Origin of the sequence: Paenibacillus sp. FSL W8-0186, from assembly GCF_037969765.1 — a bacterium.
GTDB lineage: Bacteria > Bacillota > Bacilli > Paenibacillales > Paenibacillaceae > Fontibacillus > Fontibacillus woosongensis.
This window is the reverse complement of sequence record NZ_CP150207.1, coordinates 2,070,595-2,095,952: the sequence shown is the minus strand read 5'-3', so window position 1 is coordinate 2,095,952 and position 25,358 is coordinate 2,070,595. Positions and strand designations below refer to the sequence as shown.

Genomic DNA, 25,358 nt, shown 5'->3' with positions numbered 1-25,358 from the left:
TAGGAGGAGATACATTTTGGCACAACAACGTACAAATGTGGCAACATTTAAAGGCAATCCAATTACTCTGGTAGGTCCTGAGCTGAAGGTTGGCGATACGGCTCCAGACTTCCGTTTAAGTAAAAATTTGCTCGAAGAAGCAACTCTTCAGGATTTTGCAGGTAAAATCAAGCTGATCAGTGTTGTCCCCTCCCTGGACACCGGCGTTTGCGATGCGCAAACTCGCCGCTTTAACGAAGAAGCTGCCAGCCTTGGCGACGACGTCGTTATCCTTACTGTCAGCGCGGATCTCCCATTCGCTCAAGCCCGCTGGTGCGGTGCCGCAGGCGTTGACCGCGTCGTAACACTGTCCGACTATAAGGACAATTCCTTTGGCCAGGCATATGGCGTGTTGATTAATGAATTCAAGTTGGATCACCGCTCCGTGTTCGTTATCGACAAAGACAATAAAATCACTTATGTCGAGTACCTGAGTGAAATGACTGAACATCCGAACTATGAAAATGCAATTGCTGCAGTTAAAGCCCTTCTGTAATAAGTTGCAATAACCCTATTGAACAAGAAAAGCGAGTAGGAGGATAAACCTCCCTGCTCGCTTTTGTTTAATTATGAAGTTACTTTATAAGCCCCGAGCTTCTTGTCCAGTGCCGCATAAAGATTGAGGATATTGCGATAGTTGCTGCCCAAATCCCCCAACGACCCCCTCGTCGCCGAGTAGATGTCCACCGCACTGCGAAGCGGCCCTGTCGACACGATCGATACGGTAATATCCATCGTGCGGCCCAACGCGGTTTTCTTCTCCAGCGTAATTTCGCCGACAGACTGCACCTCGTGCAGCACTTTATACCCTGGAATTTTCTTTAACGTCGAGGAGACTTCCTCCCAAATTCGATCCTTGGATAGCTGATAATACCTTGTTTTCATTTCGGGCACTTTCGCACGGTCGCTCGTACCTTCCTGGCTGCGGAATATGCCGATGAGGGTTCTCTTGATTGACACTCTACTTCCTCCTTCGTTACTCGTCACGAGACATAGGGTGTATGTACTACATTTGTATCTAGTTTAACATTGTTGCGTAACAAACAAAAGCACCCTGGTACCTTTACTCCATAAAGGGACAGGGTGCTGTCATCATTGAATATGTAGACCCGCCTATGCCGTCCGGTTACACTGTCTCGAACCTGCATCAGCAGGTGGGTGACCGCAGCAGCGCCTTTGAAGTCCCCTGATCTAATAGATAGGGCCTTTCAGCAGCGAAGCAATTTAAGTCTCCCTGGACATTGTCATTGGTTCAAAACAACTTGGAACCGAAACGCACATCGCAGGACGTAAACCTATTATAGTCCTTCTATTTCTAAATGTAAACCTAATATAGGCAGTTTGTAAAATTTGTAAACTCGGCCTAGGATTTTGTCTGATCCTTACTGCTGTCATCCGGCAGCTCAGCCGTTGGCCCTTCTGTATTTCCGGCATGCTCACGGTCTTCGCGGTCATTCCCGGCTCCTTCGTTTCCTTCAGCGTCGGTGCTGTCTTCTTCGCCGTCTTTCGAGCCTTCCTCCGCTACGCGCATCTTCTCCACCTTCTCCTGAAGCTTGTTATAACTGACATTGAAATTGTAGAAGGCAACGAATGCGGCAAGCGTACCGAAGCCGAACAAGATCAGCCATGTGAACTGCATCGTAATGAATCCCAGCGCAATGACGCAAAGCACCGTCGATAACACGCGGAACGGACGGAGGATGGTCAACAAGATCGCATTCTTAATAAGAAGCGAAGTTTTCAAATGATAGTGGGCAACCAATGAAAAGAAATTGAATAAGGAAACCGACAGCAAGATCAAGAAAATCAACATGATGATGCCGATAATCTGCATGTTGGCGAACTGCTTCATATATACGTTATAGTCGACGATCATGACGATGATCAACAAAGTGTAGAAGATTCCACCGATCATGCTCTGCTTGTAGTTCTCTTTGTACCCTTTGAAGTACACTTTAACAACGCTCACATCCGTATCGCCCATGACCCATTTACGTGTCACCGAGAATAGCGCCGCTGTAGCCGGGAACAATGTAAACGGTGCCAACACGGCTAAAATCCAAGCGATTTGAATCCACATTTCGATGTCCGGGGTTAACAATCCCGTTAGCACGAAAAACCAAAAAGGCGACGAACAGAGAAGCCAGAGCAAATTGCTTCCCGATATTCTCATGATCCACTCGGTTACTTTGTAGAAACCGCTCATTAGTCCTTTGTATTCCAAAAAAAAATCTCCCTCCAGTAAGGTTTATGTCTATTAATAATACTATACATGATTAAATGAGCACTATCCAGCGCCTATTTTAACATGTTCTAGGTAAGCGTCTAAACTAGATGAACGATATTGCCATAGTATATACCGTAACTTCTAAACAAACATCTTTAAAGGAGGTTATCTCATGTCGGGTGTAGGTCCAACTTGTGGCGGTTTCTGGACTTCCACAGGTACTATTCTGGTGTTGTTCATTCTGCTCGTTATTGTGAGCCGTTCTATTCTGATCTAATCTCCTATAAGCAAGAAGACGGAGCGCCAGCAGGCGTCTCCGTCTTCTTTGCTATATACGTGCTTATTGTTCATTAAGCGTCGTACGAAGGATTGTCATTGCGTCTTGGCGGTCTGCGATCCCCGCCGCTGCTTGCAGGACGCGGCTTTCGGTCCGAAGAAGACTGGTAGTCCCTTCCCCCGTCTCTGTTATAGCCGCCTTTGCTGCCGTAACCTCCACGGCCGCCACCGTCGCGATTATCTCTCCGGTATCCGCCGCCTCCGCTGCGGTTGCCGCCGTAGCCATACGGCTTGCGTCCGCTGGAACGGATGTCCGGCTTGCGGCGTTTAACGCGAATCGGCTCCTCCGGAGTCAGCTCAATACTCGCTTTATCCCCTTTGTCTCCCGTAATCAGCTTAAACGCGGCTGCCAGCAGGTTGACCGAATCATATTGCTCCAGCAGCGAAATGGCGATTCCTTTGTATTCGTTCAGTTCGGCTGCTTCCACAAGCTCGATCAGACGCTCTGCCGTAATGCGCTGCTTCCCTTCGATCGCCTCAGCAATGGATGGCAGCGGCTTGCGGGCGATCTTCTGGCGGGTGATCCGCTCGATGAAGTGAAGATGGTCGATTTCACGCGGCGTAACGAAAGACCAGGCTACGCCTTCCTTGCCCGCCCGTCCTGTACGGCCGATGCGGTGCACATAGCTCTCCGGATCTTGCGGTAGGTCGAAGTTGACGACATGGGTTACGCCGGATACGTCCAATCCGCGTGCTGCCACGTCGGTAGCCACAAGCACGTCGATGCTGCCATCCCGGAACTTGCGCATCACGTTATCGCGCTGGTTCTGGGACAAGTCGCCATGAAGGCCGTCCGCTGAATAGCCGCGTTTCTGCAAAGCTTCCGCCAGTTCGTCCACGCGCCGCTTCGTCCGTCCGAACACGATAGCCAGTTCCGGTGATTCCATATCCAGCAAACGCGTAATCGCGTCGAATTTCTGGCGCTCATGTACTTCAATGTACGCCTGATCGATTAGCGGTGCGCTAACTTGTTTTGGAATAACGGAAACATGCTCCGGGTTTTTAAGAAATTGCTGGGCAAGCTTCTGGATATTTGCTGGCATTGTAGCGGAAAATAGCATTGTTTGGCGCTCTTCGGGGACAAGCTTCAGAATCGACTGAATATCGTCCATGAAGCCCATATCCAGCATTTCATCGGCTTCATCCAGTACGACTGTCTGTACATCGTCAAGCTTAATCGTCTTGCGATTAATGTGGTCGAGCAAGCGGCCAGGGGTGCCGATAATGATTTGAGGCTTCTTCTTCAATGCGCGAATTTGGCGGACGATGTCTTGTCCCCCATAAATCGGCAGGGAACGAATGCCTTTGAAACGGGACAGCTTCCCAATTTCTTCTGCGACCTGAATAGCAAGCTCCCGGGTAGGGGCCATGATCAGCGCTACGATACGATCCTCATTGGCTGAAATTTTGTTGATCAGCGGAAGACCGAACGCCGCCGTCTTACCTGTTCCCGTTTGTGCTTGTCCGATGAGGTCGCGACCTGTCATAGCAATGGGAATCGATTTGGTTTGAATCGGGGTTGCCTCTTCAAAACCGAGTTCTGTTATTGCCTGTAGAACTTTAGGCTCTAGGCCGAAATCTGCAAATGTGCTCAAAATATTCATACTCCTTCTATACAGTGGACTTCCCACCATCTTGACTGTATTCTTAAGTAGCATTGGAACGTTTATAGGCTGTCCAATCAGCCCATAAATTTTACATAGCATACGGATCTTCAGAAGATTCGGTTCAGATCACTAATACATTCTTTCCCATTTAACATGGAAAAGGATACCTACTCAAGAATATCTCAAACATTATAGCACAAAACATGAAAAGAACACCAGCAAGCTGCCTGGCTTATTTTCACAACCATTTTCACAACCATAAGAGGTGATTTTACGATGCTCAAAACAATCTGGAACAGCCTAGTCATCGTGTTCGGAGCGGCATTGATCGCAGCCGGCTTCAATCTATTCCTCGTCCCGCACCACCTGCTTAGCGGCGGGGTCTCCGGATTATCGATGCTGACCGGTTACTTTACGCCCTTAAATATCGGGACGATGTATTTCGTATACAACATTCCTATTCTCATTGCGGGACTGTTTCTGCTTGGAAGGCGCTTCATCCTGCTGAGCATTCTTTCCGTCGCGGCGGTAACCTGGTTCATCGCCCTGATCCCTGTTCACGAAAATCCGATTACCACCGATGCTTTTCTGTCCGCGGTCATCGGAGGCGTGCTCGTCGGGGGTGGCAGCGGAATATCGTTTCGGGCGGGGGGATCATCCGGCGGCTTTGATATCATAGGTTCGATTATTACGAGATACCGCGATTTCCCGGTCGGCAGCGTGCTCGTATCGATGAACGCCATCGTCATTTTGGCCATGGGTTATATCGAAGGGGACTGGAATCTGGCCCTTGCTTCCATGGTATCGATTTACCTCAGCGGCAAAGTGGTCGATCTCCTTCATGTCAGCCATATTAAAGTTACCCTGTTCATAATAACGGACAAAACCGACGAATTGCTAAGCAGACTTTTGAAGCTACCGCGCGGGGTTACTCTCATTAAGACACAAGGCGCATTCTCCCACAAAGAAAAGGATATGCTGATGACCGTAACGACCCGCTACGAACTGACCGAGCTTAGAAATATTATTAAACAGACCGACCCCACAGCGTTCGTGAACATTGTAGAAACCGTAGGCGTTATGGGTTCGTTCAGAAAAAAGTAAATTTTCCCACAGGCCTGTACTCGATGCCAAAAGATATTTGATATGATATAATGAATTATGCGCGGTTCCTTCGTCAATTTCATAAGATTTCAGCTTTACCCGATTTCACAGGCTTTGTGCTTTTCCATTTAAGAATGATTCTCTACACGAATGATTCTAGAAGGAAAGGGTGATTGATGTGGAAATGGAAACGGTAAAACTGGCACAAATCGTCATGAAGTGGTTCCCCGATATGCTTCCTTTCTTTAACGAGAAGGAGCTTGACTCCATGATCATCCTTCGGGACGGTATGAACTTATTGGAACCGAATGATGCGATGGAGATTATTCAATTCAGCATTTGCGAGCTTCAAGATACTAATTTGCTTCATTAAATATTAGTTTCGGCGAGCTTCAGCCTTATAGCACTACCCAGGCCGCTTTCTTTTGTCTTGGCAGAAGAAGCGGCCTTTTTTTGGAATTTTGAGCTTGTACTTATGAGGATCTCCTTGGGTGCATTTCTGGTTATCGGTTTCAACCAGGCATTGCCGTGTTAATGAGTAAAGCACGCGGTTATTTTTTTCGCAAACAATAACAAAACTGTTTATTATGAGTAACAAACATCCATTATAATCATCTTAGAACGTGTATCTTATGGGGAGAGAAGACGATGAACATCTTTTGGACGATTTTATTGCTGGCTCTGAGCGCGGGTACCGGTGGGGATGTTTCCCCGGCTCACACTGACGCTTCAAACAGCAAAATGCCGGGCATTATGCAATCCGCCTATCATACCTTCCTGGCCAATGCCGCCGAGGGACGGCTGGACGCCCCGCTTTCACCTACCATGCTGGCAGTGCAGCCTCAAACAGCCGCTCCAGTCGTAAAGGGGATTTACGTAACGGCTTACAGTGCCGGCGGTTCCCGCATGGACCAACTGATCGACTTGCTGGACAGCACCGAATTGAATTCCATGGTTATCGACCTCAAGGATGATCATGGCTACATTACTTATAAGACAGACAATACCAAGCTTCAAGAGCTAGGTCAGCCCCAGCCCTTCATTCGTGACATGGGCGCGCTGATGGAGCGTCTCGATAAACATGAAATTTACCCTATAGCTCGCGTTGTCGTGTTCAAAGACAGCGTGCTTGCGAAGAAACATCCGGAATTATCGTTTGTACATAGTGACGGCTCCGTCTGGGCCAATGGCAAGGGGGAAGCCTTCGTCAATCCATACAGCAAGGAAGTATGGGATTATAATGTGGAGATAGCCAAAGAAGCTGCCAAGCTGGGCTTTAAGGAGGTACAGTTTGATTACGTGCGGTTCCCCGAAGGGTTCGAGAAAAGAGCCGACACTTTAAAATATCACAAGGATGAGCGCAGCCGCGTGGACGCGGTAACCTCCTTTGTAAAATATGCAAAAGAAGAGCTTCAACCGCTTGGCGTCAAGGTATCTGTCGATATTTTCGGTTATGCGGCTTCCGTGCCTGCTGCCGAGGGGATCGGCCAGGATTTCGTGAAAATATCGGAAAATGTAGACATCATCTGCCCCATGATCTATCCTAGCCATTATACAACCGGCTGGTTCAATGCCAAGGATCCAGACATGGCCCCCTATCAAACGATACGTGGAGCAACGATCGATACGCAGAAGAAGCTGGAGCCGCTAGGCGACAACCAGCCTGTAATTCGGCCATGGATTCAGGACTTTACGGCAAGCTGGCTCGGCAAAGGCCACTACACCAAGTACGGCAAGCATGAAGTGGAAGAACAAATCCGCGCGCTCAAGGAATTGAATGTCGATGAATATCTGCTATGGAATGCATCCAACCGGTATACATCCGGCGTAACCTATAAATAAATGCCATCCGACATGGCCCGGGCGACCCGCCCGGGTTTTGGTTTGGGCGGACTAAGGAGAAATCAGGCTTGAAAGAAACTAACAATCTTAGGCAAAAATATGCCCAGTTTATTATCATACTTATTCCTATTCTAGTAACGCAAATTACGATGTCCCTCATGACCTTTTTTGACACGATGATGTCGGGCCATGCCAGTCCTGCCGATTTGGCTGGCGTTGCGATCGGCTCCAGCCTGTGGGTCCCTGTCCAAACCGGTCTTAGCGGAATTTTGATGGGTCTGATTCCGATCGTATCGCAATTGATCGGCGCCGGGCATAAAGACAAAGTAGCGTATCATGTCATTCAGGCGCTTTGGCTCTCGATTGCCATCGCCGCGGCCGTCGCGCTTATTGGCATGTTCACCGTAACACCGGTGCTTAATGGGATGGCTTTGGAGCCTAAGGTGCATCATATCGCCCAATATTTCCTCGTGGCGATATCGACCGGCATCTTCCCGCTGTTTGGATACATCGTGATGCGTTCGTTTATTGACGCGCTTGGCCAGACCAAAATATCGATGATCATTACGCTGATTTCCCTGCCGCTAAACGTCGGAGCCGGGTATGTGCTGGTTTTCGGAAAACTCGGTTTCCCAAGACTAGGAGGGATAGGCTCCGGGATTGCCACTGCTTTTGCTTACTGGTGCATCTTTTTGATATCGGTTCTGATCGTCCATAAGGCAGAGCCTTTTGCCTCCTATGGCGTGTTCCGCAAATGGTACGGCGTATCGCTTGCGAAGTGGAAGGAGCTTATGAAGCTAGGCGTGCCAATCGGATTCGCGATCTTCTTCGAAACCGCCGTCTTTGCAGCGGTAACGCTGCTGATGAGCCGTTTCGATACGCTCACCATCGCGGCGCACCAGGCTGCCCTTAACTTTGCCAGCACATTGTACATGATTCCGCTTAGCATCTGCATGGCGCTGACGATTCTGGTCGGCTACGAAACCGGCGCGTCACGGTTAAAAGATGCCAAGCAGTATTCATACATTGGCATCGGATCAGCAGCCGCTTTATCGGTGGCCACCGCCTTGATCATTATGCTGTTCCGTCAAAATGTAGCGCAGATTTATGCCAGCGAGCCGGAGGTCGTGCAGCTGATCATGCATTTCCTGATCTACGCGATTTTCTTCCAGCTGTCCGATGCTATTGCCACGCCAATTCAAGGTGCGCTGCGCGGTTACAAGGATGTGAATCCTGCGTTCTGGATCACCCTGCTCGCCTTCTGGATTATCGGCTTGCCGCTGGGCCACGTGTTGGCTAATTATGCGAATCAAGGCGCCTATGGTTACTGGGTTGGGCTCATATCCGGACTGGCCGTAGCCGCTGTACTGCTCACCGGCCGCCTTCTGGCCGTCCAGCGCAAATTCGCGAGGCGGGCGCTTCTGCCTGAATCGAAGTAATGAATGAGCCTAATAGAGTAACAGGCTTAAGAGATTAGAATAGATTAGAGTGGATTAGGTTAGGTTTCGATTAGGTAGGTTAGGTCATTCATACAGAATACTGAAATAATGGAGTCTGTAAATTAGTTTGTGTAAACTCCTAAGCCCATTAAAGTGGAAGTAACAGAAAGATAGGGAGAACACGTGGGACTTTGGTCAAAAGAACAACTGCGGGCTTTCATTAAGGACAATCAGCTGGTTACTGCCCGGGAGGTTGTGGTTGGAAGTGATCGGAAATCCTAATGGTCGTGAGCTGCAAATTCTAACGGTTGTGAGTGACGTTATTTGGGCAAAAGTGGGGTTTAACAAAATGTAACGGTTGCCATCGAGCCTATTTACGGTTTTTCGTAGGCAGAGGGGCTATTTCGTCCAAATAAGCGCTCATACAACCGTTAGAAAAGCCCCCCCTCTTTTAGGGACGATTAAGCGCGATGACAACCGTTAGCGTAGCCTCTTCAGCCTCTTCCAAACAGGTCGCTCGTACGAGGCTAACATGTTGGTCACTAAGTGTTCCATACCATCTATATTCGGAGTGCCGTGCGATGGTAGGATGTTCTCCGGACCGAAGGGCAGATCATCGGTCGTATTACTGACTGCTTGAATACTAGTTTCTCATCGTATGACAATTACTAGGTCAAGTCCAAAACTGGGGACAGATGCTGCTGGGCTGGAGTTCTCCATCTTTTTCCCGGAACGCATCGGTAACCATTTACGTTAAGCAGGCTAAATCCCCCTCGGAGAATTACTTGAAATGAGTTTACACAAAAATCTTGACAGACCCCAATAATGCAGCTTTCTAGGCCATGAGTTTATATTCGTAACGTATTTTAGTTCGAAATGTATTTTATACATCTAGTTAAGCTCTTTTTTAAAAAATACTTGCGCTAAATGTAAAACATGCAGTTAGTTTTCCTGAATGGAGCTAATTCGTCGAAATAGCTTAAAACTAAATGTAGGGTTTGCAGTTAGTTCTCATTAACACGGCCAAAGCCGATGAACTAACTGTATGAAATACATCTAGTTACCACCTGATCCTGACCGGCTGGGAACAGTCGCGAGGCTTTTGCATTAATCGCATTATAAGGAACGCAAAAAGGGAAATCCAGTGAGTGACTTGACTCACATGGATTTCCCTTTTGCATTTCTCGGTTATGCAATCAGCACGCAACCGCCAGCCCATTACTGGGACAGACGGGATGCCAGCTCATACAGTGTCATATCAAACGATTTCTTGGTCGATACGACCTTCTCAATATCGGTCAGGATCATTTCGCCGCCGATCATGCCGCAGGCCTTGTTGGATTCACCTTCAATCAGCTTGCGAACTGCAAAGTCTCCAAGGCGGCTCGCCAGATTACGGTCAAACGGAGTCGGAGACCCGCCGCGCTGAATATGGCCGAGAACCGTAGCGCGAGGCTCCAGAGACGGCTGGCGCTCCTTGATAGCCTTGACGACTTCCTCTCCCGTTCCTACGCCTTCCGCTACGATAACGATACTATGTCTCTTGCCGTTATCGAAATTCGATCTCATCCGGTCCGCAACCTCGTTCAAATCAAACGGTACCTCTGGAACCAGAATCGTCTCCGCGCCAGCGGCCAATCCCGCATGCAGGGCAATGTCTCCAGAGTGGCGCCCCATCACTTCAACGACCGATGCCCGTTCATGGGAAGACATAGTATCCCGCAGCTTATTAACAGCGTCAACTACGATGCCTACCGCAGTATCGAAGCCGATGGTGTAATCGGTAAAGGAAATATCGTTGTCGATCGTGCCTGGAAGGCCCATCGTTTTGATTCCCAGTTGGCTAAGCTTTGCAGCGCCATGGTAAGAGCCGTCACCGCCAATGACGACCAGGCCGTCAATGCCGCGATCCCGCAAAATTTGAGCACCCTTCTGCTGGCCTTCGGGCGTTTTGAATTCCACGCAGCGCGCCGATTGAAGAATCGTACCTCCGCGCTGGATAATATCGCCTACGCTTCTTAGATCCATGGAGAAGATGTCATTATTGAGCAGCCCCTGATACCCCCGTTGCACTCCGAATACTTCAAGCCCGTAGTACAATCCGCTGCGTACGACTGCGCGTACGGCGGCGTTCATGCCTTGGGAGTCACCGCCACTGGTGAGAACTGCGATTTTTTTTACTGCTGACATAATGATTCCTCCTAAAAGTTTTGTGAAGCAAAACTTGCCTCGTAAGCATACGCTTAGTTTTGTGAAGCAAAACTTGCCTCGTAAGCATATGCTTAGTTTTGTGAAGCAAAACTTGCTTCGTAAGCTCTCGCTTAGTTTTGTCATGTAAAAACAAGCTATTTCAAACGTTTGCGGATCCATCGGCTGTTCACGAAGAAAAATAATCGCATGAGCGAGCTTCGTCTCATCAATTGCCTGGAAACCCCTCGAATTTCTTGCTGCTCACTGACTTTGGGGTCGGATAGATACAAAGCCAGCAGTCCTTCGATAATCATCACGTGAAACGACGAAGCCGGCAGGACGGCGACATCCCTCCGGGCCTCATCGACCATAAATACAATGCGTTGAAGCATAGTTTCTTTATTATCGTAATAGCTGCAGAAATTCAAATCTCCGCCAATTTCATCCTCTGCCTGGTCTATCAAATAGTCAAGCATTATATGTACTCCGCATACATAAGGAAAATAAGCATCCTGGATCTTCTGTGCGCTCGTCTCGCTGAGATGCTCGTCGCTTGCCGACAGAAACAGCATAAATACGCCTAGGGTTGAGCCCGTTGCCGCAGCAAACTCGTTCCATTTCAACTGGGGCGCCCGCGACTGGTGAAGCTCCCACCATGAAAGGAGTGCAGCCTCGCGGAGACTGGGATCAATATGCTTGTACACCTGTAAGTCCGTGTACAGCTGCACCAGCTCGGCAACGAATGGCTGGGCTGCATGATATCCGGGCAGTTCCCTAATCCGGTCTTGGCAGGTTAAGACAAGGCGGTGCAAATACCCTCCGTCCTCGCGTTCCTCCCGAAGCGCGTAATAATCGGTTAGCTCTGCCTGCGGGTCAATGGCGTCCAGCATGCTTTGATGAAGAAGGCGAAAGTCCCCCTCATCCATCGATGTACTGCGGTCACAAAGATTATCCAAATAATCACTGATCGTCTGAAAGGCTACGATTAAGGGGATCAGAATATGGCGCTTCGGCAAATTGGCAGCCGCATAAACCGCGCCCCCCTGGCAGTGGAACTCCTTCGTCTCAATACTAGCAAGCGCTTGTCTTCTTAGCTCAGGATCGGGGATCATTCCCGCTTCCTTCCTCCAGCCGTTAAGCTCCTTGCGAACATCGGGCAAAATGAACTTGTATACCCGGCTCATCAGCCTGATCGGCTCTCTAGGAAACTGGTTTCGACTTTGCTTAAGTTCAATCAATGGCCTGCCTCCACTAGGTTGTTTATATATAGCGAGTTTTAAATCAGTCTATATTATAATATGATCCCTCTCTTTGTACAAATTAACTAAATCACAGATGCGTTCTGGCCGTCGGCTCATCCTGAGAGACCCGGTACCATATCTGGAGATCGTGAATCTGGCTGGCCAATTCCGCGATTTCTCCATTGATTTGACAGCTCTTCTCAAAATCGTTCTCATTCCCCATCTCGGACAGCTTCCGCTCGATCAGACGCTCCAGCGCCATGACCTTGGTCGGTATCCGTCCCCGAATGTTCTCCCAGCTTTCGATCATCGCCAGCCTTTCCTCAACGCCGTAATCTTCAAAAGGCCGATCAAGAGACGGTACATGAATATCCAATCTTTCGTCGTACACAAAGCAGGATTGATACACGCTGATCCTCCCCTACCCGAGGTTGTATATTGCCAAACTATATTATAACGAATTTAATAGGTTTACAAAACTTATTTAGTTACGGTTATGATATACTATCCATGTTGCATGTCAACCCTAGAGATGTATGACTTAAATTACCGGAACGGAGTACGGATCTAAAGATGAAATCACAACACTTGGCCCGCTCAGAAGTATCCTGGCTCAGAGCTCTTATTTTTACGATTTATGGAACCAGTGCGCTGGTGGCTTCTTATTTCCCTTTGTTTTATGCAGACCTGGGATTTTCCAGAACACAGATCGGCTACATCTACGCCGTCGGCCCGATGATCTCGTTAATATCCAATTTGCTGTGGAGCTATGCAAGCGATCGCTTCCGCACCATTAAGAAAATACTCCTCATCCTGCTGGCAGGCCAGCTGCTAATGTCCTTTTTCCTTTCGATGACGACGAAATTTGCGGTCATTATGCTCATTATTACATTGTACTATTCCTTCTTCTACCCCGTGCTTCCGCTATCCGACTCGATCGCGATCTCGACAGCAAACCGCCACAAGAAGAACTTTGTGTCGATCCGCATTTTCGGTTCGATCGGCTTTGCAATTTTTGCACTGCTGATCGGTTATGTCCTGTCAACCATACCTTCCATCACAACCATGGGGGTATCGATGATTATAGCGGGTACGGCGTTGTTCCTGACGCTATTCGTCAAAGATCAGGCAACCAGCGTAGCGAGGGTTAATTTCTCCGGCGTCTTATCGATCCTGAAGCAAAGAGAGCTGCTCTGGTTCCTGGGCTGCGTATTTTGCCTTGCTCTTGGCATGAGGATGAACGATGCTTTCCTGTCCATCTCGCTGCATGACCTCGGAGCCGGACAAGAACTAGTCGGCTGGGCCATGCTCCTGTCAGCCTTCTCGGAAATTCCGATCTTTTTGCTGCTCACCAAATATGGTGCGAAATTCAAGGAGCTTCCTCTGTTGCTTTTAGCAAGCCTGATGTTCGCTCTAAGATTCATGCTGGTAGGATTAGCAGATTCGGCAACCGGCATACTGCTCATTCAATTAATGCATGGAGTCTCCTTCGGCATTTTCTATGTTACGGCCATACGCATGCTCTCCCGCCTCATTCCGGCTCAATTTCAGGCTACCGGACTTGCCCTGTTTACGGTCATGTGGTCCAGCTTGTCGGGACTATGCAGCGGGGCATTCGGCGGCATGGTATTTGAGCATTTTGGCAGGGAGAATTTCTATTTTACGGCCATGGGCACCTCTTTACTGGCTTTTATCGGCTTTGCCAGCCGTTATTTTTACAGATCCAAGGCAAAGGTGCACAGCAGTCACTCGGCTACTCATCATGACCTATAAAAAATACGCCAAATAAACCGTCTTCTGTTCAAAGCCCGCCTCATACGTTATAATTAAGAGCAGATTATAGTACCTAGTGTTAAATGAAACGAAGGTGGGATATTATGGATTTTTATCAATTCCGGGACATCATCACGACCCGCCGAAGCATACGGGACTTTACGGAGGAGCCTGTTGCCATTTCGGATATCGAAGAAATCATCGATTGTGCCCGCTATGCCCCTAGCGATACGAACTCACAGACTTGGGAATTCATCGCCGTAGTCAATAAGGAGAAAATCAAGCATATTGAGGATTTCACCTGGGAGAAGCTGCATGAAATTGCCGCGCGTGCCGAAGGAAATGGATTGGCAAGGGAAGCCAAGCTGCTGGTCAAATCCTTTGGACCGTACGCCACCGCTTTCGCGGGAGCCCCTGTGCTGATCGTCTGCCTCTCTACCCCGTATACGTCTAAGTTCAGGGAGCGGATCTTCGATCCTATCGCATTCGTAGAGCCAGAGGTTTGGACGGAGGAAGGCTTGAAGAGCAGCTGCCTGGCTACGCAGAACTTAATGCTCGCAGCCCACGCGAAGGGACTGGCGACCTGCCCGATGACAGGACCTGTTCTGCTGGCAGAGGACAAGCTTCGGGAATACCTTGAAATTCCGGAAGACCGCGGAGTGAACATGGTCATTGCGCTGGGCCATCCCGCTATCTCGCCGAAAGCGACGCCCCGCAAGGAAGTCGCGGAAATCCTGCGCATTGTGGAATAAGAGAAATAACGACGGACTGATCAGGGATGCATCCTTTGACCAGTCCGTTTTTTATTCCTCAACCCGTATTTTACAATCGCCCATATGCGCGAAGCGTCAAGAGATGATTTATCGTCACGTATCCCCGCCACTCCTGCTCTGCAGCAGTACTTACGGCCGGCCAGGAAATCGGCCACCCGCCGTCAGGCTGCTGCTGGCGCTGAAGCTCCTCCAAATGCAGATTTACCTCGTCCGTCGTAACAAAGCGATGGGCATAACTTGCCGGTGTAGGAGCATAATCAAGCACCTTCTGGACATACCCCTCGGCAAGCGGATCGCGCTCAATAACACCGGGAGAGCCCAGCCATTCATCAAGCACGCCATAGTACCTGGCTGCCCGATCAGCATCCGGTGCGTTAGCCAAAAACACGCTCCACTGCTCTCCGTCATGATAATCGCCAGGAGGCCCCTTCTCCAGGGAGCTCCAAATAAACGATATGTTGGTTTGGAACCACTCCTTCTTCAGCAGCGGCTTCCGAAACGGACTCTTCAATAACAGGCCGATAATCTTCCCCGTAGGGTTCAAGGAAGGTATGCCATCCCTTTGTGTCTCCCACCACGGAGCATGGCCATAACGATTAACTGCAGTCGTCGCCCGCGGCAAACCTCCGCCAGGGAGAGTAAGCTCCTGCAAATAAGACAGGAGCAGGGGCAGGAGCTCGGAATCCCAGCCGTCCATTTCATCGATCAGTGAAAGAGCCATTTCCGTAGTCACCGGCTGACTGTCGGGACAGCGCATATCCGGTTCAAGGGCATGGCCAAACCCGCCGTCCTCATTTTGATAAGGTTTGAGTGCTTGAATAACCTTCTGTTTGGAGCCATGCTCAAAATGATAAGCAAAGCGCATCCGATCCAGCAGCCGTGCGCTGTTATAGATAAAGCTTCTGGCCCGGTCTATTGTTTCACTGCCATTCAACCGATTGCTCACAACCGGCCTCCTCCCTTCAGAGAGTGCCTGCATATCTTGCAGCACTGTTCGCCTAAATACCTCGAGTTGCCGGTTTAGGCTTGCGCCGTACCGGTTACCGCGAGATTTTCATCCCTTCCATTTTCTCTGCTTTATAGTATAAACCATCATCTTGAACTGCAATATAATCATTCGTTTCGACATTTTTAATTTTAAACAATTTAGTTCCTTTGTTGTATTTATTAGAAAACAGATTCGGCAGCTCACTGGATTCATTTGTGGAATATTTTTTTATTGTGCCAATTTCATCATCAATTTCAGTAACAGCTTCATTTGTAATTTTATATACTTCATGGTTCCATGTCACAACATCAAATGCCCAACTTTGTAAGTTGTGTTGGTTTGAACATGACCAGAGCCCAAGAAAAATTGGCACAGCAAGTATGATTACTAACGCTTTTTTCATTCAACGTCCTCCTAATTAAGCGCATTTCAATAATGAGGCTCTTCCGATCTTTTAAATGTTGTATGCGTAAATAAAGAAGTAAAGATGAAATCCATCTTATTATATAATATATTTAGGAAGAGTTAACACAAATGGAAAGAATACCTGGTCACAGAATAAAATTTTAGGAGAATATGAAAATGAAAGTCAAAAGAATTATTGCCAACATTGAGACACAGGATATTGCCAAAGCTAAGCACTTTTATGGGGAAATACTTGAACTTGATCAATTGATGGATATGGGATTTATTGCGACCTACGGTTCACATGAAAAAATGGATACTCAAATCAGTTTTCTTTCAGAGGGGGGTTCTGGAATGCCTGTGCCTGATTTGTCCATTGAAGTTGATGACCTTGAAGATGTTTTAACTCGCATAACAAAGGCGGGGATTCCAATTGAGTATGGCCCCGTTGATGAGCCGTGGCAGGTGCGGCGTTTTTTTGTAAGAGATCCTTTCGGGAAGCTTGTCAATATTCTTGTTCATCTTTAATGCACAATACCTCTTAAAGTCCCCCTGTTCGGGAATTGATGTTCATTTCAGCCATTTTATCATCCCTTGATATACGAGTTAACAAGTAAACAACAAAAAAACACAGCCCGTTAAGAGCTGTGTCTTTCATATTTAAGCCTTCTTGAAACCAAACCTTATAAGTGATCCGCTAGTGCGGAAGAGATCTTATAATTTGATTACGTTAGCGGCTTGAGGACCACGGTTACCGTCGGTGATTTCGAACTCAACGGCTTGGCCTTCTTCTAGTGTTTTGAATCCTTCGCCTTGAATCGCGGAGAAATGCACGAATACGTCTTCGCCGCCTTCAACTTGGATGAAGCCATAGCCTTTTTCTGCGTTAAACCATTTAACTGTACCTTTCAAATGAACAACCTCCTAAAAATAATCGCCATCATTGACGAATATCCATATTATACTCCATGGTTTGATACAATGCAACGTATCATTTGCCATGCACACAAGCATTTTTTTAATGAACCGCTTCCGGTGTTTTTATTTGCTTTCGTACCGGGCGTGAGTTATCATTTTACATAAAAAACACAACCGCCAATAAACGATGATCGGAGAACGACAAAGATGATCAAAAAACACGAAATATACAAAAGAGACAAATGGAATATGATGACGGTAGAAGTTCAAGGCAAGTATATCGTCCTTCGGGAAATTTCCGATCAATGGGGCGAGGAATGCCATACGTTTCTTAGCCGGCCTGCCCTGATGAACTGGGCCGAAAGCCGCTTCCCCAAAGAGGAATTCGCTGGCAGGGAAGAGGAATGGAACGACATCATGAACGCCTTCAAGCAAGTTTAAACCGCCTGATTACCTTATATAAAGGAGAACCTATCAAGACCATGGACAGTTCAAACCATCTGATCTTTATCATTTCCGCGTTCGCTCTTGGTATCGTGCTAATTCTGAGCAAGAATCAAGTTCAGCCCAAAATCCGGCGTTGGCTTGCCATTTTTGCCAGCCTGATGATTGCCTTTGCATTCGGTCTTATCATTTACAGTTTTCTGGTATAGCGCGCCTACTCAGGAGGAGGATGTGACAGGGACCATTTATTCCTCATTCGCTCTTTGCGGAGTAGATTCCGGGACAGAAGGACATACTAGAGCAATCTCCATAAGTGATTCCGAGGGAGGTTCCTATGAAAATAAAAAGCATTTCCCTGCTCCCCCTCCTGCTGTCCTCCTCCCTGCTCATAGCGGCTATACCCGGCGATATGGCCGGCGCAAACACCCGGCCGAAGGCTTATCCAATTCAAAGGAGGATACCCATGACCACATTACCGAAACGTTCTGAAGTTCAGCCAGAGAACAGCTGGCAATTAGAAGATTTGTTCCCGAGCCAGAAAGACTGGGACGCTGCATTTGAAGAGCTGAAGCAGTTGAAGAATAAGGCGGCCGAGTTCGAAGGCAAGCTGAGTACGCCTGATAACGTCAAAGCGGTATTCGCTTTGGAGGACGATCTTTCCCTGCGTATTGAACGCCTGTATGTTTACGCCCACCTGAGCCATGATCAGGACACGACAAACCCTACATATCAAGCTCTTGTCCAGAAAGCCAAAAAGCTTAGCGTCGAAGTCAGCGAAGCCCTGTCGTTCATTACGCCGGAAATTCTGGCTCTGCCTGAGGAGCAGCTGGACAGCTACATTAGCGATCCGCAGCTTGCCGACTACAAATTTACTTTGCAGGAAATCAAGCGCGAAAAGGCCCACATCCTCAGCAAAACCGAAGAGGCTCTGCTGGCCCAGGTCGGCAATCTGTCGCAGGCGCCGCAGCAAATTTTCGGAATGATCAACAATGCCGATATGAAGTTCCCAAAAATTAAAGACGAGCACGGCAAAGAAGTGGAATTGACCCATGGCAGCTATATTCAATTTCTCGAAAATCCGAATCGGGAGGTCAGGGAGCGGGCCTTTAAGGCCGTATACGAAACCTACGGCAAACAGAAGAATACGATTGCCGCTACGCTTAGCGCCAACATTAACAAGAACATGTTCTACTCCCGGGTTCGCAAATATCCTTCCGTCTTGGAGATGTCCCTGTACGGCGATAACATTCCAAAAGAGGTTTATACAAATCTGATCGATACGATTCACGAGAGCCTCCCGCTGCTTCACCGTTATTTGCAGCTGCGGAAGAAGCTGCTCGGCGTCGATGAGCTGCATATGTACGACCTCTTCGCGCCGCTTGTGGAGGAATACAAATGGGACATCTCGTATGAAGAAGCCAAGGATATGCTGCTCGAGGGCTTGAAGCCGCTTGGCGAGAATTATCTGAATGTGCTGCGCGAGGGCCTCGACAATCGCTGGATTGACGTGTACGAGAATGAAGGCAAACGTACGGGAGCTTACAGCTGGGGGGCCTACGGCACGCATCCATACGTGCTCCTGAACCATAAGAACAACCTGAACAGCATGTTCACGCTGGCGCATGAAATGGGCCATGCCCTGCACTCCTATTTCTCGGATGAGAATCTGAAATACCGGGATGCCCAATATACGATCTTCCTGGCTGAAGTAGCCTCAACGACAAACGAAGCGCTGCTTATGGATTATTTATTGAAAAAATCGACCGATCCAAAGCAAAAGCTGTACCTGCTCACCTACTATGCCGATCAATTCCGGACCACAGTGTTCCGTCAAACGATGTTTGCGGAATTTGAGAAACTGATTCATGAACGTGCGGAATCCGGCGAGTCCTTGACGCCGCAGGAACTGTCCAAAATCTACTATGATCTCAACGTGAAGTATCATGGCAAAGAGATGGCCGTCGATCAGGACATCGAGATGGAATGGGCGCGGATTCCGCATTTCTACACCAGCTTCTACGTGTACAAATACGCGACCGGCTTCAGCGCGGCGACGAGCTTCTCTAAACAAATTCTGGAGGAAGGCCAGCCTGCCGTTGACCGCTATCTTGGCTTCCTCAAGAGCGGGGGCAGCGACTATTCGATCAACATCCTGAAAAAGGCTGGCGTCGATATGTCTTCGCCTGAGCCGATTCGCGAAGCGATGAGCGTATTCGGTGAGTTGGTCGAGCAAATGGAGAACTTGACGAAATAACCGGTTCATTGATAAATCCCTTGCCCTTTTGGGGTAAGGGATTTTACACTGTATACAAGAAGGAAGGTGCACAAACATGAAGCTACAATGGTCTCTCATTCTTGCTCTCGTCTTCGCACTCATCACGGCGTTATTTGCCGTCATTAACGTGGAGCCGGTTCAAGTCAACCTGCTGTTCAATTCCGTACATATTCCGCTCATTCTACTTATTCTGGGTTCGACCCTGCTCGGCGGAATTATCGTAGGCTCCTTCGGGATCTACCGAGGATACCGGCTGCAGAAGGAAGTCAAAATACTCAGCGCCAAACTGGCGCAAATCCAGGAAGCTACCGGCTACGAATTTCTTGACAACGAAAAATCCGCACCAGAGGAGGCTGATCATGAACATCCACCCCAATGAAACATATATGCTGGACTTGCTGACCAAGCTTCTTAACACACCAAGCCCCAGCGGCTTCACCCATCGCATCATGAAAGTGATTGAAGCCGAAGCTAAAGCGCTTGGCTTTGCCGTTACCCAAAACGAAAAAGGCGGGGCCATCATCACGATGAAAGGAAAGGATTCCTCGCGACGCATTGCCCTCAGCGCGCATGTCGACACTCTGGGAGCTATGGTTCGTTCTATTACCTCCCAGGGAACGCTGGCGATCACCTCCGTCGGCGGGTTCATGATGCAGAGCATTGAGAACGAATACTGCACGATCCATACACGGAGCGGCAAAACGTATACCGGAACGATCCTGACTTCCCGCCCTTCCGTTCATGTCTATAGCGATGCCCGTGATTTCACGCGCGAAGAGAAGCATATGGAAGTTCGCATTGATGAGCTGGTAAACTGCAAGGAAGACGTAATGAAGCTCGGCATCATGCCCGGTGACTTCATATCGTTTGATGCCCGTCCGGTTATTACGCCAAGCGGCTACGTGAAATCCCGCCATCTCGATGATAAGGCTAGCGTTGCGGCGCTGTTCGGACTGCTGGAATCAAGCCGGCGGGAAGGATGGCAGCCGGCGCACGATGTGGTGCTGCTGATCTCCAACTACGAGGAAGTCGGTCACGGCGCCTCATGGATACCTGGCGGCATCCATGAAATGATTGCCGTGGACATGGGGACAATCGGCGATGACCTAAGCTGTAAGGAAACGGATGTGTCGATCTGCGCCAAAGATTCGACCGGGCCCTATGACTACGATATGACGGGCAAACTGATCCAGCTCGCCCAGAACCTCAACATTCCTTTTGCCGTCGACATCTATCCGCACTACGGCTCCGACGCGTCTGCGGCACTGCGCGGGGGCAGCAACATTCGCGCCGCTTTGATTGGTCCGGGAGTCCATGCTTCGCATGCCATGGAACGGACTCATAAGCAAGCGGTCTTGAACACGGCCCGGCTGCTGGCCGCTTATGTGATGAGCTGACGACGCTGAAACATCCGCTAAAAAACCTTAAAAGAGCACCCCGATCAGGAGCCGGTATCTCCTGAACGGGGTGCTCTTAAATTTTGCTTAACTTTTTAACTCTTCTGCTGCTCAATTTTCTCCGCCAGCTCGTTCAAATAAGTCCAGCGGTCCATCAGCCGCTCCAGCTCGGCCTCCGCTTCCTGCTGCTCCTTCATCAGCTCCTGCAGCCTGGAGGCATCGCTGACCGCCTGCTCCATAGCCGAGGCGATGTCGGCAAGCCGCTGCTCCGCTGCTTCAACGAGACCATCGATCGCTTCATACTCCCGCTGCTCATTATAACTGAACTTCACACGCTCGACGCGGGATTGATCTCTTTGACTTCCTGAACCTCCCGTCGTCCCGCCTTCGGAGCTTCCTGCTCCTGAAGCCGCCGTAGAGGCCCTTTTGCCTTTCCCGCCTGCAGAATCGATACCCGGATCAGCGGACTTGCCAAGCTGCTGAACCCGCTCGGCATAATCGCTGTAATCGCCGACATGAACCGCTACAACGCCTTCCCCCTCAAACGCCATAATTTTATCCACAGTACGGTCGAGGAAATAGCGGTCATGGGATACGACGAACACAGCGCCCGGAAACTCGTCCAAATAAGCTTCCAGGACGGTCAGCGTCTGAATGTCAAGATCGTTCGTCGGCTCGTCCAGCAGCAGCACATTTGGCGCGCCCATCAAGACGCGAAGCAAATACAGCCGGCGCTTCTCGCCGCCCGACAGCTTCCCGATCGGCGTCCACTGCATCGCCGGCGGGAACAGAAACCGCTCCAGCATCTGCGCCGCGGTAATCCGCGAGCCGTCTGCCGTCGTGACGACCTCGGCTTCCTCCTTAATGTATTCGATGACCCTCTGCTTGTCATCCATCTCCTGCTGCTCCTGTGTGAAGAAGCCCAGCTTCACCGTCGGCCCCAGCTCGACATAGCCCTGATCCGGCTCAATACGCCCTGCGATCATGTTGAGCAGCGTCGATTTGCCGCTGCCGTTCGGGCCAACAATGCCGACGCGGTCGCCGGGTACCGCCGTATAGGTCAGCTCCCGAATCAGAACACGTTCCCCAGCCGACTTGCTTAGTTCGAAGATTTCCACGATTTTGCGCCCCAGCCGCGTCGAGGCCACCGATATATCGAGCTGCTCGCTCTTATATTCGGTTCTCTCCTGCTGCAGTTTCTCAAATCGTTCAATTCTCGCCTTCTGCTTTGTCGTTCTTGCCTTTGCACCTCGGCGAATCCAGGCCAGCTCCGTGCGGAGCAGATTCTGCCGCTTCTGCTCCGCCGATGCTTCCCGTTCCTCCCGCTCGCTCTTTAGCTCCAGGAAACGGCTGTAGTTCGCTTCATAGCGGAACAATCGCCCGTGGTCCAGCTCCAGCATGACATTGCATACCCGATCCAGGAAATACCGGTCATGCGTAATGAGAAGCAGCGCGCCGCGCCGTCTTTGCAGGTAAGACTCCAGCCAGGCCACCGAATCATTATCGATATGGTTCGTCGGCTCGTCAAGAATCAGCAGCTCAGAGGGCACGATCAGCGCCGAAGCCAAGGCGATCCGCTTGCGCTGCCCGCCCGATAGCTCCCCAACCTTCGCGCCGAAGTCCGTGATTCCGAGCTTGGACAGCACGCTCTTCGCTTCACTTTCCAGGCTCCAGGCCTGCAGCCGGTCCATTTCCTGACTTAGCCTTGTTACCTCGGCCTGCAGCCGTTCATCCGCCGGATGCAGCTCCAGCCGCTCCACCGCTTCGATATATGCGGATACAATCTGCAGCATCGGGTCGCCGCCCTGGAATACCTGCCGCAGCACCGTCGTGTCCGGGTCGAAATCGGGATTCTGGGGCAGACAGGCGATCCGTATATCGTTGTTTACGGCCACCCGGCCAGTATCCGGCTGCTCCAGTCCGGCCACAATGCGCAGGAAGGTGGACTTCCCTGTCCCGTTGACGCCAATGACGCCGATTTTGTCATGCTCCTCCATTCCAAAAGACGCGTCCTGAAACAGCACCTTTTCCCCGTAGCTCTTTGAAATTTGTTCAACCGTTAAAATGTTCATTTCGTTCCCTACTTTGCATGAAATACGTAGCTCTAAACCTTCAATACAGCCAGCTCCCCATAACTACAGCAAGACCGCCCGCCGCAAGCGAGCTAATCATGTTCACCATATCATTATTCATCCAGCCCCAGCCCCGCTGAGGCACTGTATCCTCCCCGCAGTGCCTGGCCGTTTCGACACTGCGGCCGCAAACCGGGCAGCGGTACATGCTCTGCAGCGTCGCCCCCAAAAATGAATCAAGCATGGCTCCGGCAAAGCCCGACAAGCCGCCGATGACGATGAAACCAAGCAGCGGCGGGTGGATGTAAGCTGTCTGGCCGCTCCACAGTCCAAGCAGGCCGGCCGCCCCGCCGATAAACAGCGCCCCTGCCAACGCCGCCGAGCTGCCAAGCAGCGATACTCCTCCCGACGTGCCCGGGGCTATCGGCTGGCCGTTCATAATCGATCTTGGAGGCTTCTTGCTGAGACTGCCCCATTCTGTAGCCCAGGTATCCGCTGTTACCGAAGCCATCGTCCCGACAAAAAACAAGGCCCATCCGGGGTTGGGCCAGAGCGCATGGCCTATACAGGCAGCCATTCCCAGCCCACCGTTGGCCATCACTTGTCCAGCATCCCTTGTGCCCGTTTTGGAGTAGCTCTTCTCCGCCTCCGACTTCCGGCTCGCCTTCAGTTTGGAGAATGCGCTTGATGATATAAAGAACAAGAGCAATATTCCGAACCAGAACACATTCCCGGCCCCGAAGTACACCGTGCCCATGACGGCCGCAGCAGCCATCCCTGACAGGCTGAGCGACCGTTTCCAATAAGCCGCCGCTGACACAGCCAGCGCGCATACCGCTCCAATGATCCAGTTCATTTTATGAATTCGAGCCTGAGCCAAGCAGGACAGTGCAGTTGCCAAGAATCTGGCCGCCGTAAGCCAGCTCCAGCTTGTCCCCGCTCGCGACAGGTCCGACTCCCTCTGGAGTGCCTGTGAAGATCAGATCGCCTTCGCCGAGCCCATAATGGTTCGCGATATAATCAACGATTTGCTGCAGCGGAAAAATCATGTTGCTTATATTTCCACGCTGAACGACCTCGCCGTTCTTCCGAAGTACGAAATCCTGCCCCGCGGTGTCCTCGACTCCCGGAAAAGCCATGTAAGGCGTCATTGGCGCCGAATTCAGGAACGCTTTGGCCGCTGTCCAAGGATGCCCTTTGTCCTTCAGCTTGTTCTGAACGTCGCGCAGCGTAAAGTCGATGCCAAATGCGATGACATCAACCAGATCATCAACGGTAATGCCCGGCGTGTAATCCCGGCCGATGCGCAGGACAAGCTCAGCCTCATAATGAACCTCACCTCGTCCCTCCGGCAGTTCAATCGCGCTGCCATCCATCGGGACTGCCGCGTGCGACGGCTTCATGAAAATCATCGGTTCGGACGGAACATCATTCCCCAGTTCCTCGATATGCAGCCTGTAATTGCGTCCAACACAGTATATGTTTCTGATTAGTTGTTTCATCTAAAGAATCGCCTCCTAATGGCTCATTTCTGATTAAACTAGAGCATGGCCTCTTGCCAGATGTCAGGCCGGTTCGTACATATAAGAATGTCCTTATGCAGCGCGGCAACCCGCTGCATTGTCCGCGCATCATCGATCGTCCAAGCCATGACTGTGATTCCCAGCTTTGCCGCACGGGAAGCAAGCTCAGCGGTTAGGTGGCGCTGGCTGATCGATAGAAAGGAGCAGCGCAGCAATTGCAGCCGCAGCAGCAAATCCTTAGGCCTTCCTTCGATGATGAGTCCGGTGCGAATGCCGCGCGCGATTTCTTTGATCCTCGCCAAAATCCGCGGCTCGAAAGAAGTGAGCACCACATCATGCTCCATTTGGTGGCGCCTGATCTCCGCAACCACCTTCTCTTCAATCCCCGGGTACATATTCCCCTGGGTCTTGATTTCGATATTCGCCCGCAGCCTCCCGCATACCGCTTTCAAGAACTCTTCGAGCGTTATTAGGCGCTCCTCCCTGAACACCCTGGATTTCCAGCTGCCGGCATCCAGCTGCTTCAGCTCTGCTAGCGTCTTCTCCCTGACGGGGCCTCGTCCGTTAGTTGTCCGATTCAACGTGAAATCGTGAATGAGTACCGGAATGCCATCTTTGCTTAGCTGCACGTCAACTTCAACCCATTGCACAAAAGGAAACTGCATTGCCATTTGCATCGCAGCCATCGTATTCTCCGGCGCTTTGCCCGAGAAGCCCCGGTGTGCCACGCATAAGTTGTTCATTCCTGAGGCCTCCTTCAACCAT

At 50.1% G+C, this 25,358-nt stretch carries 27 protein-coding genes and 1 other RNA gene; 14 read left to right on the top strand and 14 right to left on the bottom strand.

The window, feature by feature from the left end:
• Nucleotides 1–16: 16 nt before the first annotated feature.
• Entirely contained in the window at nt 17–535 is a 519-nt protein-coding gene (gene tpx / locus MKX50_RS09280) for a thiol peroxidase (protein WP_155609113.1), read from the top strand.
• 71 nt (nt 536–606) lie between these two features.
• Here the strand turns inward: tpx and MKX50_RS09275 are convergent, their stop codons facing one another.
• From MKX50_RS09275 to MKX50_RS09265, 3 genes are all read right to left on the bottom strand, one after another.
• Nucleotides 607–999: a DUF1499 domain-containing protein gene (locus MKX50_RS09275; RefSeq protein WP_213588856.1), complete on the bottom strand. Its 393-nt coding sequence runs from the start codon at nt 997–999 to the stop codon at nt 607–609.
• A 142-nt stretch (nt 1,000–1,141) separates the two neighbouring features.
• Nucleotides 1,142–1,331, bottom strand: a non-coding RNA gene (ssrS, locus tag MKX50_RS09270) — 6S RNA.
• Between the two features lie 71 nt (nt 1,332–1,402).
• On the bottom strand, nt 1,403–2,263 hold the full coding sequence (locus tag MKX50_RS09265) for a DUF624 domain-containing protein (protein WP_213588857.1): 861 nt from the start codon (nt 2,261–2,263) through the stop codon (nt 1,403–1,405).
• A 175-nt stretch (nt 2,264–2,438) separates the two neighbouring features.
• Between MKX50_RS09265 and MKX50_RS09260 the strand changes: the two genes are divergently transcribed.
• Nucleotides 2,439–2,543 (top strand): sporulation protein YjcZ, encoded by a 105-nt coding sequence (locus MKX50_RS09260; protein WP_213588858.1) that lies wholly within the window; start codon nt 2,439–2,441, stop codon nt 2,541–2,543.
• 73 nt (nt 2,544–2,616) lie between these two features.
• On the opposite strand, the gene MKX50_RS09255 is transcribed toward MKX50_RS09260, so the two are convergent.
• On the bottom strand, nt 2,617–4,197 hold the full coding sequence (locus MKX50_RS09255; protein WP_213588859.1) for a DEAD/DEAH box helicase: 1,581 nt from the start codon (nt 4,195–4,197) through the stop codon (nt 2,617–2,619).
• 288 nt (nt 4,198–4,485) lie between these two features.
• Here MKX50_RS09255 and MKX50_RS09250 point away from each other — a divergent pair, with 288 nt between their 5' ends.
• The 4 genes from MKX50_RS09250 to MKX50_RS09235 all read left to right on the top strand — a co-directional run bounded on the left by MKX50_RS09250 (nt 4,486) and on the right by MKX50_RS09235 (nt 8,594).
• Nucleotides 4,486–5,313 carry a YitT family protein gene (locus MKX50_RS09250; protein WP_213588860.1) on the top strand — a complete coding sequence of 276 codons (828 nt, stop codon included), beginning with the start codon at nt 4,486–4,488 and terminating at the stop codon, nt 5,311–5,313.
• A 184-nt stretch (nt 5,314–5,497) separates the two neighbouring features.
• Nucleotides 5,498–5,686 carry a hypothetical protein gene (locus MKX50_RS09245; protein ID WP_244996318.1) on the top strand — a complete coding sequence of 63 codons (189 nt, stop codon included), beginning with the start codon at nt 5,498–5,500 and terminating at the stop codon, nt 5,684–5,686.
• Nucleotides 5,687–5,961: 275 nt separating this feature from the next.
• Entirely contained in the window at nt 5,962–7,155 is a 1,194-nt protein-coding gene (locus MKX50_RS09240; RefSeq protein WP_339159269.1) for a putative glycoside hydrolase, read from the top strand.
• 68 nt (nt 7,156–7,223) lie between these two features.
• Nucleotides 7,224–8,594: an MATE family efflux transporter gene (locus MKX50_RS09235; protein ID WP_213588863.1), complete on the top strand. Its 1,371-nt coding sequence runs from the start codon at nt 7,224–7,226 to the stop codon at nt 8,592–8,594.
• A gap of 1,218 nt (nt 8,595–9,812) precedes the next feature.
• On the opposite strand, the gene pfkA is transcribed toward MKX50_RS09235, so the two are convergent.
• The 3 genes from pfkA to MKX50_RS09220 form a co-directional block, all read right to left on the bottom strand.
• On the bottom strand, nt 9,813–10,784 hold the full coding sequence (gene pfkA / locus MKX50_RS09230) for a 6-phosphofructokinase (protein WP_213588864.1): 972 nt from the start codon (nt 10,782–10,784) through the stop codon (nt 9,813–9,815).
• Nucleotides 10,785–10,939: 155 nt separating this feature from the next.
• On the bottom strand, nt 10,940–12,022 hold the full coding sequence (locus MKX50_RS09225) for a tetraprenyl-beta-curcumene synthase family protein (protein ID WP_213588865.1): 1,083 nt from the start codon (nt 12,020–12,022) through the stop codon (nt 10,940–10,942).
• A 91-nt stretch (nt 12,023–12,113) separates the two neighbouring features.
• Nucleotides 12,114–12,434: a hypothetical protein gene (locus MKX50_RS09220; protein WP_213588866.1), complete on the bottom strand. Its 321-nt coding sequence runs from the start codon at nt 12,432–12,434 to the stop codon at nt 12,114–12,116.
• 164 nt (nt 12,435–12,598) lie between these two features.
• Between MKX50_RS09220 and MKX50_RS09215 the strand changes: the two genes are divergently transcribed.
• The gene (locus MKX50_RS09215; RefSeq protein WP_213588867.1) at nt 12,599–13,798 is read left to right on the top strand and encodes an MFS transporter; all 1,200 of its coding nucleotides are present in this window, start codon (nt 12,599–12,601) and stop codon (nt 13,796–13,798) included.
• A gap of 104 nt (nt 13,799–13,902) precedes the next feature.
• Nucleotides 13,903–14,550 (top strand): nitroreductase family protein, encoded by a 648-nt coding sequence (locus tag MKX50_RS09210; protein ID WP_155609124.1) that lies wholly within the window; start codon nt 13,903–13,905, stop codon nt 14,548–14,550.
• Between the two features lie 70 nt (nt 14,551–14,620).
• Here the strand turns inward: MKX50_RS09210 and MKX50_RS09205 are convergent, their stop codons facing one another.
• Together MKX50_RS09205 and MKX50_RS09200 are read right to left on the bottom strand one after the other, a co-directional pair.
• The gene (locus MKX50_RS09205; RefSeq protein WP_339159267.1) at nt 14,621–15,517 is read right to left on the bottom strand and encodes a hypothetical protein; all 897 of its coding nucleotides are present in this window, start codon (nt 15,515–15,517) and stop codon (nt 14,621–14,623) included.
• A 94-nt stretch (nt 15,518–15,611) separates the two neighbouring features.
• Nucleotides 15,612–15,962, bottom strand: a complete 351-nt coding sequence (locus MKX50_RS09200; RefSeq protein ID WP_213588868.1) for a hypothetical protein — start codon at nt 15,960–15,962, stop codon at nt 15,612–15,614.
• Nucleotides 15,963–16,141: 179 nt separating this feature from the next.
• On the opposite strand from MKX50_RS09200, the gene MKX50_RS09195 reads away from it, so the two are divergent.
• Nucleotides 16,142–16,492: a VOC family protein gene (locus MKX50_RS09195; RefSeq protein WP_213588869.1), complete on the top strand. Its 351-nt coding sequence runs from the start codon at nt 16,142–16,144 to the stop codon at nt 16,490–16,492.
• 186 nt (nt 16,493–16,678) lie between these two features.
• Here MKX50_RS09195 and MKX50_RS09190 read toward each other — a convergent pair whose 3' ends face one another.
• Nucleotides 16,679–16,876, bottom strand: coding sequence for a cold shock domain-containing protein (locus MKX50_RS09190; protein ID WP_009222768.1), 198 nt, complete (start codon nt 16,874–16,876; stop codon nt 16,679–16,681).
• A gap of 213 nt (nt 16,877–17,089) precedes the next feature.
• Here MKX50_RS09190 and MKX50_RS09185 point away from each other — a divergent pair, with 213 nt between their 5' ends.
• The 5 genes from MKX50_RS09185 to MKX50_RS09165 all read left to right on the top strand — a co-directional run bounded on the left by MKX50_RS09185 (nt 17,090) and on the right by MKX50_RS09165 (nt 20,998).
• Entirely contained in the window at nt 17,090–17,323 is a 234-nt protein-coding gene (locus MKX50_RS09185; RefSeq protein ID WP_155609126.1) for a hypothetical protein, read from the top strand.
• A 41-nt stretch (nt 17,324–17,364) separates the two neighbouring features.
• On the top strand, nt 17,365–17,535 hold the full coding sequence (locus tag MKX50_RS09180; protein ID WP_196427037.1) for a hypothetical protein: 171 nt from the start codon (nt 17,365–17,367) through the stop codon (nt 17,533–17,535).
• A 254-nt stretch (nt 17,536–17,789) separates the two neighbouring features.
• On the top strand, nt 17,790–19,580 hold the full coding sequence (gene pepF / locus MKX50_RS09175; RefSeq protein ID WP_213589456.1) for an oligoendopeptidase F: 1,791 nt from the start codon (nt 17,790–17,792) through the stop codon (nt 19,578–19,580).
• A gap of 76 nt (nt 19,581–19,656) precedes the next feature.
• The gene (locus MKX50_RS09170; protein WP_213588870.1) at nt 19,657–19,980 is read left to right on the top strand and encodes a lipopolysaccharide assembly protein LapA domain-containing protein; all 324 of its coding nucleotides are present in this window, start codon (nt 19,657–19,659) and stop codon (nt 19,978–19,980) included.
• Nucleotides 19,961–20,998: a M42 family metallopeptidase gene (locus MKX50_RS09165; protein WP_339159255.1), complete on the top strand. Its 1,038-nt coding sequence runs from the start codon at nt 19,961–19,963 to the stop codon at nt 20,996–20,998. Before MKX50_RS09170 ends, MKX50_RS09165 begins: the two co-directional genes overlap by 20 nt.
• A gap of 95 nt (nt 20,999–21,093) precedes the next feature.
• Here the strand turns inward: MKX50_RS09165 and MKX50_RS09160 are convergent, their stop codons facing one another.
• Genes MKX50_RS09160 through MKX50_RS09145 form a run of 4 tightly spaced genes read right to left on the bottom strand, consistent with a single transcriptional unit; the run spans nt 21,094 to nt 25,336 of the window.
• Nucleotides 21,094–23,070: an ABC-F family ATP-binding cassette domain-containing protein gene (locus MKX50_RS09160; RefSeq protein WP_339159253.1), complete on the bottom strand. Its 1,977-nt coding sequence runs from the start codon at nt 23,068–23,070 to the stop codon at nt 21,094–21,096.
• Nucleotides 23,071–23,110: 40 nt separating this feature from the next.
• On the bottom strand, nt 23,111–23,926 hold the full coding sequence (locus tag MKX50_RS09155; RefSeq protein ID WP_213589458.1) for a DUF92 domain-containing protein: 816 nt from the start codon (nt 23,924–23,926) through the stop codon (nt 23,111–23,113).
• 1 nt (nt 23,927) lies between these two features.
• Entirely contained in the window at nt 23,928–24,572 is a 645-nt protein-coding gene (locus tag MKX50_RS09150; protein WP_213588873.1) for a fumarylacetoacetate hydrolase family protein, read from the bottom strand.
• A gap of 38 nt (nt 24,573–24,610) precedes the next feature.
• Nucleotides 24,611–25,336, bottom strand: coding sequence for a glycerophosphodiester phosphodiesterase family protein (locus tag MKX50_RS09145; RefSeq protein ID WP_213588874.1), 726 nt, complete (start codon nt 25,334–25,336; stop codon nt 24,611–24,613).
• Nucleotides 25,337–25,358: the final 22 nt, after the last annotated feature.